General features: G+C 71.0%; 8 protein-coding genes. 4 read left to right on the plus strand and 4 right to left on the minus strand.

The window, feature by feature from the left end; all coding sequences use genetic code 11:
* Window positions 1-110: 110 nt before the first annotated feature.
* Window positions 111-476, plus strand: coding sequence for a helix-turn-helix transcriptional regulator (locus tag NR798_RS06305; RefSeq protein ID WP_375770509.1), 366 nt, complete (start codon window positions 111-113; stop codon window positions 474-476).
* 18 nt (window positions 477-494) lie between these two features.
* Here the strand turns inward: NR798_RS06305 and NR798_RS06310 are convergent, their stop codons facing one another.
* A complete protein-coding gene (locus NR798_RS06310; RefSeq protein WP_375770510.1) occupies window positions 495-722 on the minus strand; it encodes an SRPBCC domain-containing protein in 228 nt (75 codons plus the stop codon).
* Window positions 723-775: 53 nt separating this feature from the next.
* The gene (locus NR798_RS06315; RefSeq protein ID WP_375770511.1) at window positions 776-1,765 is read right to left on the minus strand and encodes a M28 family peptidase; all 990 of its coding nucleotides are present in this window, start codon (window positions 1,763-1,765) and stop codon (window positions 776-778) included.
* 139 nt (window positions 1,766-1,904) lie between these two features.
* Here NR798_RS06315 and def point away from each other — a divergent pair, with 139 nt between their 5' ends.
* The 3 genes from def (at window position 1,905) to NR798_RS06330 (ending at window position 5,352) form a co-directional block, all read left to right on the plus strand.
* Window positions 1,905-2,507, plus strand: a complete 603-nt coding sequence (gene def / locus NR798_RS06320; RefSeq protein WP_375770512.1) for a peptide deformylase — start codon at window positions 1,905-1,907, stop codon at window positions 2,505-2,507.
* 118 nt (window positions 2,508-2,625) lie between these two features.
* The gene (locus tag NR798_RS06325) at window positions 2,626-3,861 is read left to right on the plus strand and encodes a cellulase family glycosylhydrolase (RefSeq protein WP_375770513.1); all 1,236 of its coding nucleotides are present in this window, start codon (window positions 2,626-2,628) and stop codon (window positions 3,859-3,861) included.
* A 138-nt stretch (window positions 3,862-3,999) separates the two neighbouring features.
* A complete protein-coding gene (locus NR798_RS06330; protein WP_375770514.1) occupies window positions 4,000-5,352 on the plus strand; it encodes a hypothetical protein in 1,353 nt (450 codons plus the stop codon).
* 31 nt (window positions 5,353-5,383) lie between these two features.
* On the opposite strand, the gene NR798_RS06335 is transcribed toward NR798_RS06330, so the two are convergent.
* Both NR798_RS06335 and NR798_RS06340 read right to left on the minus strand, forming a co-directional pair.
* Entirely contained in the window at window positions 5,384-6,637 is a 1,254-nt protein-coding gene (locus NR798_RS06335; RefSeq protein ID WP_375770515.1) for an Hsp70 family protein, read from the minus strand.
* Between the two features lie 93 nt (window positions 6,638-6,730).
* Window positions 6,731-7,552 carry a cupin-like domain-containing protein gene (locus NR798_RS06340; protein WP_375770516.1) on the minus strand — a complete coding sequence of 274 codons (822 nt, stop codon included), beginning with the start codon at window positions 7,550-7,552 and terminating at the stop codon, window positions 6,731-6,733.
* Between the last annotated feature and the right edge of the window lies 1 nt (window position 7,553).

Here is a 7,553-nt window from a genome sequence, read left to right on the forward strand (position 1 = left end):
TGCAAGGCATCTCTCGAGTGAGACTCGCCGAGGGGTAAACCCCCTTCAAGGGGTGAATCGACCTCGGAAGTTACTCCCCGCGAGCCGCTTCTTGAGGTAGTATCCCCCGCATGGACGAGGATGACATCGGCAGATTGAAGCGCCTGCTGGGTGGTGCGCTCCTGCTCGCCCGGGAGAACTCGGGCCTCACGCAGGTCGAGGTCGCCTCTCGCGTGGGCATTGCCTCGGCCGTCTATGGCCGCCTCGAGCGCGGCCAGATGCTCCCCAGCGTCCCCACGCTGTATAGGCTGTGCATGACCCTCAAGGTCTCCTCGGATGTGCTCCTGGGGCTCGATGCCGCCGAGCGGGAAGCCCTCGCGGGCTCGCCCCTGCCGGAAGCGCCTCCCGAGCTGCGCCGCCTCGCCTCCCTCGTGCGCACGCTCTCTCCCGCCGCCCTCCGGACGCTGATGGCCGTGGCCGCCGCCGTGGGCAGATAGGCTCGCGCGCCCCGGTGCTCAGCCCCGGCGCCGCATTGCGAGGTAGCGCGCCAGGGGACTCCAATACGTGGTGCGCCAGCCCTCGTCGAGCCAGTCGTAGGTGTCCGCCGGTACCCCCATCTGCGTGAAGCTCAGGCGCGTGCCCCGCCCCATGGGCGTCAGGTCGAACGTCGCGATGGAGTAGTGGTGCTCCGGCCAGTCCCGGTGTCTCCACGCCTGCACGATGCGGCGCCCCGGGACGAGCACCAGCGTGTAGCCGCTGTTTCAGGGCGCTTGCCAAGTCCCCCCGCCCGGTCCGCTCAGCGTGCCGCCGGGGGCGCGGCGAGGGCCTGGATGGCGCACTGGACTCCCTGCACCACCCTGGCCATGCGCTCGTAGTCGAGCGTGTCCCAGGTGTCCTGGGGCGTGTGGTAGTGCGGATTGCGGAAGAGCGCGGTGTCGGTGACCATCACCGCCGGGTAGCCCTCGTCCCAGTAGCTCGCGTGGTCCGAGAAGTCCACGCCCTGGAGGTTCCGGGGCGCGGCGAGCGATTCGGCGCTCAGGCCGCTCACGCCCAGGGCCTGGTGCACGCGCTCCACCAGCTCGCCCTGGTCGGTGCGGCCCACCACGGCGATGAAGTGGCCCTCGGAGGGGTAGCGCAGCCGCAGCGCCGCCACCGGGTAGCGCTGGCTGTCGGGGGCATCGGTGAAGTAGCCGATGCTCTCGATGGAGAGCATCGCGCGCACCTTCACGCCCCGCTCGCGCAGCCCCTTGGCGTGCACCTTGCTGCCCATGGTGCTCCGGCGGAAGTGCGGCGGCTCCTCCAGCGTGTAACCCACGAGGTCCACCCGCATCGGCGGAGGGTGCTCGCCCAGCCACGCCGCGAGCTCCAGCAGGCCGGCCACCCCGCTGGCGTTGTCGTCCGCGCCGGGCGCCCCCTGGGCCGCGTCGTAGTGCGCGCCGATGACGAGCCGCTCCTGGCTGTCCGGGCCGAAGGTGGCGATGACGTTGCGGTAGCTCGCGCCCCCCGTCGAGTACGGCTCCGAGCTCACGCGCCCGCCCGCCCGCGTCAGCGCGTCGGCGACGTAGCCCGCGGTGCGCTCGAGGTTGTCCGGGTGCTGATGGTCCCTCGGCTGGAAGGTCTCACTCAGGGTGCGCACGTGCGTCTTCAGCCGCTCGGGGTCCACCTGTCCGGTGGTACAGACCCTGGCCACCGGCTCCGGCGACGAGCGCCCCCGCAGGGCCGCCACCGCGCCGAGCACACCGAGCCCCACCACCGCGCCGAGCACGAGGGGGCGCCTCCTGGACATCCACGAAGAGTTCACGAGGCGGGACGAAGCCATGCCGGGCGGGGCGTGTCCATGCCGCGGAAGGGCCTCCGTCCACGAGCGGGCACGCCGGTACGCCGGGGGTGCCCGCGCGCTTGCACTCCGCGTATCCTCACCCGCCATGATGCTGAAGATCGTCCAGGCCGGAGAGCCGGTGTTGCGCCGGCGCGCGAGAGACCTCACCCCCGAGGAGATGACGAGCCCCGCGGTGCGCCAGCTCATCTCCCTCATGCGCGAGACCATGCGGGACGCGCCGGGAGTGGGGCTGGCCGCGCCGCAGGTGGGCGTGGACGTGCGGCTCGCGGTCATCGAGGACCGGGCCGAATACCAGGCGGCCCTCTCCCCCGAGGAGCTCGCCGCGCGTGAGCGCAAGCCGGTGGACTTCCACGTCATCATCAACCCGCGCCTCGTGGTGGAGGACCCGGAGCCGGTGGAGTTCTACGAGGGCTGCCTGAGCGTCAGTGGCTTCTCCGCGCTGGTGCGGCGCCCGCGCGCCGTGCGCGTGGAGGCCTTCGACGAGAACGGCCAGGCTGTCACCCTCCAGGCGCGCGGCTGGTACGCCCGCATCCTCCAGCATGAAATCGACCACCTGGACGGCATGCTCTACATCGACCGGATGGAGCCGCGCAGCTTCTCCACCCTGGACAACCACCGCCGCCATTGGGCCTCGCGCCCGCTGGCCGAGGTGCGCCAGGCGCTCGGGTTGCCTTCTGTGGGGCGATGAAGGCGTGCACGGGCCAACAGGACAGGCCGCCGGGGGCAGCGCCGTGTCAGAGTACCGGGTAGCCTGGAGGTGATGCTCCGGTGGGGCGGGCATGGTGCCTTCCCCCCGCGAGTCGCACATGCGTGCTCCTGTCCTGTTGCTCGTGGTGCTCACGGCGGTGGCCTGTGGCGAGGACTCCCTCGAGTTGCTCGAGGAGGAGGCCTCGGACTGCCCCGAGGCGCCCGCGATGCGGCTCGGCACGCTGCCCTCCGCGGCCGTGGTGCTCAACGCCTACTACCTCCAGGAGGAGGCCACGAGGGACCTGCGCCGCGGCCGCACCGAGTCTCCCGCCGTGGAGGAGACCCTCGCGAAGGCCTCGGCGCTCGGGGCCCATGCCGTGCGCACCACCGGCTACAACGACGCGGCCGACAAGCGCGGCGACTCCGCCATGCAGGTGGCGCCCTTGCAGTACGACGAGGTGGCCCTGCGCGGGCTGGACCTGGTGCTCACCCGCGCCGCCGCGTATGGCGTGAAGCTCGTCCTGCCGCTGGGCAACTACTGGGATGCCTACGGGGGCACCCGGCGCTACGTGGAGTGGGCGGGGCTGCCCTCGCCCGTGGAGGGAGACCCGCGCTTCTTCACCGAGCGCGCCGTCATCGACCACTACAAGGCGCACGTGGCCCACCTGCTCTCGCGCCAGAATACCTTCGACGGGCTGCGCTATGGCGAGCACCCGGCCGTGCTGGCCTGGGAGTTGCTCAACGAGCCGCGTGGCAAGGGGTTGGACTCGGACGGCGTGGCCATGCGCGCCTGGGTGGACGAGGTGGCCGCGGTGGTGAAGCAGTACGCGCCCGGGCACCTGGTGGGCACCGGCGAGGAGGGCTTCGACACCTCGCTGGCGGGCTATGACGAGCTCTTCTGGCGCGGCGCGGCCCCCTCGCCCCTCTTCGAGGGAGGCAGCAGCTTCCGCCGCAACACGGCCTCGCCCTTCATCGACTTCGGCAGTGTGCACTTCTACCCGGAGCTCTACGGGGTGAAGCAGGACGAGACGGCGCGCGCCGGGGCGCACTGGTTCTTCGAGCACGCCGCGCTCGCCCGGGACGTGGGCAAATCCCTGTTCATCGGCGAGTTCGCCCTGCGCAACCAGGAGGGGTATTCCCTCGACGAGCGCCGGGCCATGTACCGCGGCTGGTTCCGCTGTGCGTGGCGAACCGGCGCGGGCGCCAGCGGCCCGTGGATGTTCGCCAACGATGCGCGGCCGGACGAGTGGGACGAGTTCACCTTCTACTACCGCGATGGCACCGTGCCGGCGGATCCCCGCAACCGGTACGCGGACCTCGTTGTTGAGGCCGCGGCGCTCTCCGGCACGCGTTGAGTTGTCTTTCCTTGGGACCCCTCCAAAAAACCTCATCCCCGGCTGAATAAGTCCTGGATTGGGGTTGTCAGGGATGGCTGGGATGACCAGTTTTCCTGTATAGGGGGGATATTCATGAGGAAGGACAGACGTATGAGCATGGCAGGCAGGATGGCCGCGTGGTTGTGCATCGGTGCCCTGGGGTTCGCACAGCAGGCCCGAGCCGACGAGGCGAGGTGGACGCACCGGGACGCGGAGCGCCTCGACGAGTCGTGTGGGGACGGTGAGGCCGACGAGCCCTGCACGCTGGGCAACGCCGAGCGCCGGCATCTGGTCGACGACATCTTCGAGTACAGCTACCGCGTGCGGGTGGGGTCCGGCGCCCAGGACGTCATCACCCTGCACCGGGTGGTGCGCGAGGTGGGCCAGTGGTCGCCGGTGCGCACGGTGAAGTCGGTGTTCCTGGTGCATGGCGATGCGCTGGGCTTCCGAGGTGCCTTCCTGTCCAGCGCCGGGAGCGCGGCGGTGGCGCCGGGCCACTCCATCGCCGTCTTCCTCGCCAAGCGAGGGGTGGATGTGTGGGGTATCGACCAGCGCTGGGTGCACGTGCCGGCCGGGACGACGGACTTCTCCTTCATGAAGGACTGGAACCTGGGCCTGCACGCCCGGGACGTGGGCATCGGCCTGTCCCTGGCGCGCGGGTGGCGTGCGTACACCGGCAACGGCAGCGGGCGCATGGTGCTGCTGGGCTGGAGCCGCGGGGCCGCCGTCTCCTACGCCTACCTGAACGCGGAGACGCAGCAGCCGCCGGACAAGCGCCACGTGAGCGGCTTCATCCCCGTGGACATGGCCTATCAGTTCGCCCCCATCGCCACGCAGGAGCGCGCGGCGGCGTGCCAGACGCATGCGGCGCTCGCCCAGGCCCAGGCCTCGGGGCAGTACGAGGGTGGGCAGCTCGGGCTGACGCTGCAAGGCCTCGCGACGCTCGCCATCGTCCAGCCGGCGGCGCCCTCGGCCCTCCTTCCGGGGGGGACGAACCGGGAGGCGGCGCTCGCCTTCGGCGCGGCGACCCACGTGTTCCAGAATCCGGCCATCATCCCGGCCTACCACTGGACCGGAGCCCAGTTCAGCGAGCTGGGCCTTCCCACGGCGCTCTCGTGGACTCCCGAGCGCTTCTTCTTCGACACGCTGACGCAGGCCTCGCCCTACCAGAGCATCGGCGAGCAGGTGGACACGCTGGCCATGTGGTGCGGGGCGCCGGACGTCCCATATGACGACTACCTGGCGCAGGTGAAGGTGCCGGTGCTGTACGTGGGGGCCGCGGGCGGCACGGGCAGCTACGGCCTGCACAGCCTCTCCCTGCTGGGCAGCCCGGACGTCTCCTCCGTCGTGGTGCAGCGCTACCCGGACGTGTACCGCGTGGTGGACTACGGCCACGCGGACCTGTTCCTGGCGGCCGATGCGCCCACGGCGGTGTGGGCGCCCATCCTCGACTGGGTGCAGCGCCACTGAGGCGCGGCGGGCTCGGAGGGGCGCGGCGGGCTCAGAGGGCCGCCGCGGCGCGCCCCAGGCCCTCGGCCACCGAGGTGAAGGCGTCCTTCGTCTTCACCCGCTCCTCGCCGAAGCGCTCCGTGTAGAGCCGGCGCACGGCGGGAATCTGCGAGGAGCCTCCGGTGAGGAACACCGCGTCCACCTCACCGGCGCCCGTGCAGCGCGCCAGCAGCCCCTCGGTCACCTCGCGCAGCTCGGCGAGCAGCGGCGCGGAGGCCTCCTCGAACTCGGCGCGCGTGATGGGCTCGTGCAGGTGGATGCGGGCTTCCTCGAAGTCGAGCGTCGTCTCCTCCTTCGAGGACAGCTCCACCTTCACGGCCTCGATGGCGCGGAACAGCCGGTAGCCGAGGTTGTCCATGACGAGGTCGTACAGAGCCTCGGCCTCGGCGGGCTTGTCGCTGGACTCCAGCATCAGCTCCAGCAGCTCCTGGGTGGACTTCTCGCGGATGAAGGACATCTCGTGCCAGGAGAGCAGCTTGGACATGACGTGCTGGGGCACCGCCAGCCGCTTGTCGCTGAAGCCTCGCACCCGGTACGTGGAGCCCGCGCCGAAGCGGGGCAGCAGCTTGTAGCGCATGATTTCGGCGTCGAAGCGGTCACCACCGATGCGCACGCCGGTGGAGCCCACCACGTCCGCGCGCCGGTCCGGGTTGCCGCGGCGCGAGGGCCCCAGCCGCATCAGCGTGAGGTCCGTGGTACCGGCGCCGAAGTCCGCCACCAGCACCAGCTCGTCGCGGGTGAGCTGCGCCTCGTACGAGAGCGCGGCGGCGATGGGCTCGATGAGGAACTGGATGTGCGTGAAGCCGGCGATCTCCGCTGCCTTGCGCAGGCGCTGCTCGGCGAGCACATCCGCCTCGGGGTCCGGGGAGAAGATGGCGGGGCGGCCGAGCACCACGGACTCGGGGGCGGTGCCGCCGGTGTGGGGGGCGGCGGCCTCGCGCACGCGGCGCAGCAGCAGCGCGACGAGATCCTCGATGAGCCAGGTGCGGCCGCGGATCTGCGTGGCGCGGAAGGAGGCGCTGTGCAGGAAGGACTTCACCGACTGGATGAAGCGGCCCGTGTGGTCTTCGAGGTAGCGGGCGATGGCCGGGGCGCCCGTGTACACCTCGCGCTCGTCCTCGGGGAAGAAGATGACGGAGCGGTAGAGGCGCGGGTCGCTGTAGCCGGGCGAGACGGGGAGGACCGTCCCATCCGGCAGGGCGAGGGCGGTGTTGCTGGTTCCGAAGTCGAGTCCGCAGGCGGCCATGGGGGCGCCTCCTCTACGCGAGAAACGGTGCGCATGGGTAGCGCCGAGTGCGGGGGCCGGCCCCGAGCCCGCCCGGCACCCGCGGGAGCGGCCTCAGGCCCTCCGCCGCGTCATGCCGCGCACGATGGCGGGCACGAAGGCCGCCACCGTCCGCACTGTCGGTGAGGGGAAGTGCCACTTGCGCAGCTCCGCCTGCCAGAACCACGTCACCGCCGCCGTGAAGGCCGTGCGGTAGATGGCGTGCCACCAGTGGATGGGGATGAAGACCATCTCCCCGGGAGACAGCAGCGTCTCCCACGGCTGGGCCTCGGCGAAGCGCGGGTGGCGCGCCAGGTCCGGCTTCGCCGTGTTCACCTGGCTCCAGTGGAAGCGCGAGCGGTGCCAGGGCGTCGGGTACATGCGGTCCGTCTGCCCCGGCTCGAAGAGCACCACGCGGTTCTGCCCGTGCACCATGCACAGCAGGGCCTCGGCGTCCGGGTGGTAGTGCAGCGCCGACATGGTGGCCTGCCCCAGGAAGAGGCTCGCCGTCTTGAAGCGCTCCGGCTCGTACCAGTCCGGCTCGCGCGCGTCGTCCTTCACCTCGGGGAAGTCGTGGAGCGACAGCTCCGTGTTGGACATGCGGTCGCGCGCCTCCAGCTCGGGCACGCCCTGCTGGATGTACTGCGCCAGCGTCATCTCCTGCGCACGCGTGTGCGTGGCGTCGCCCGTGGGAGGGCAGATGTCCACCGTGATGTTCCGGTGGCCAATCTTCTCCCGCAGGTACTCGGCGTTCCACCGGCTCAGCGCGGGCCAGTTCTGCATGCCTCCGGTGAGCACCACCGGACGGCTGGGCTCCTCCACCTCCCGCTTGAACTGCTCGCGCGAGGTGGGTGCTGGACGGCGCTCGATCTGAATGGCCTTGATGTCATTGCTCATG

This window comes from Archangium gephyra, assembly GCF_042230915.1.
In the GTDB taxonomy this organism is placed as follows: Bacteria; Myxococcota; Myxococcia; order Myxococcales; family Myxococcaceae; genus Archangium; species Archangium gephyra_B.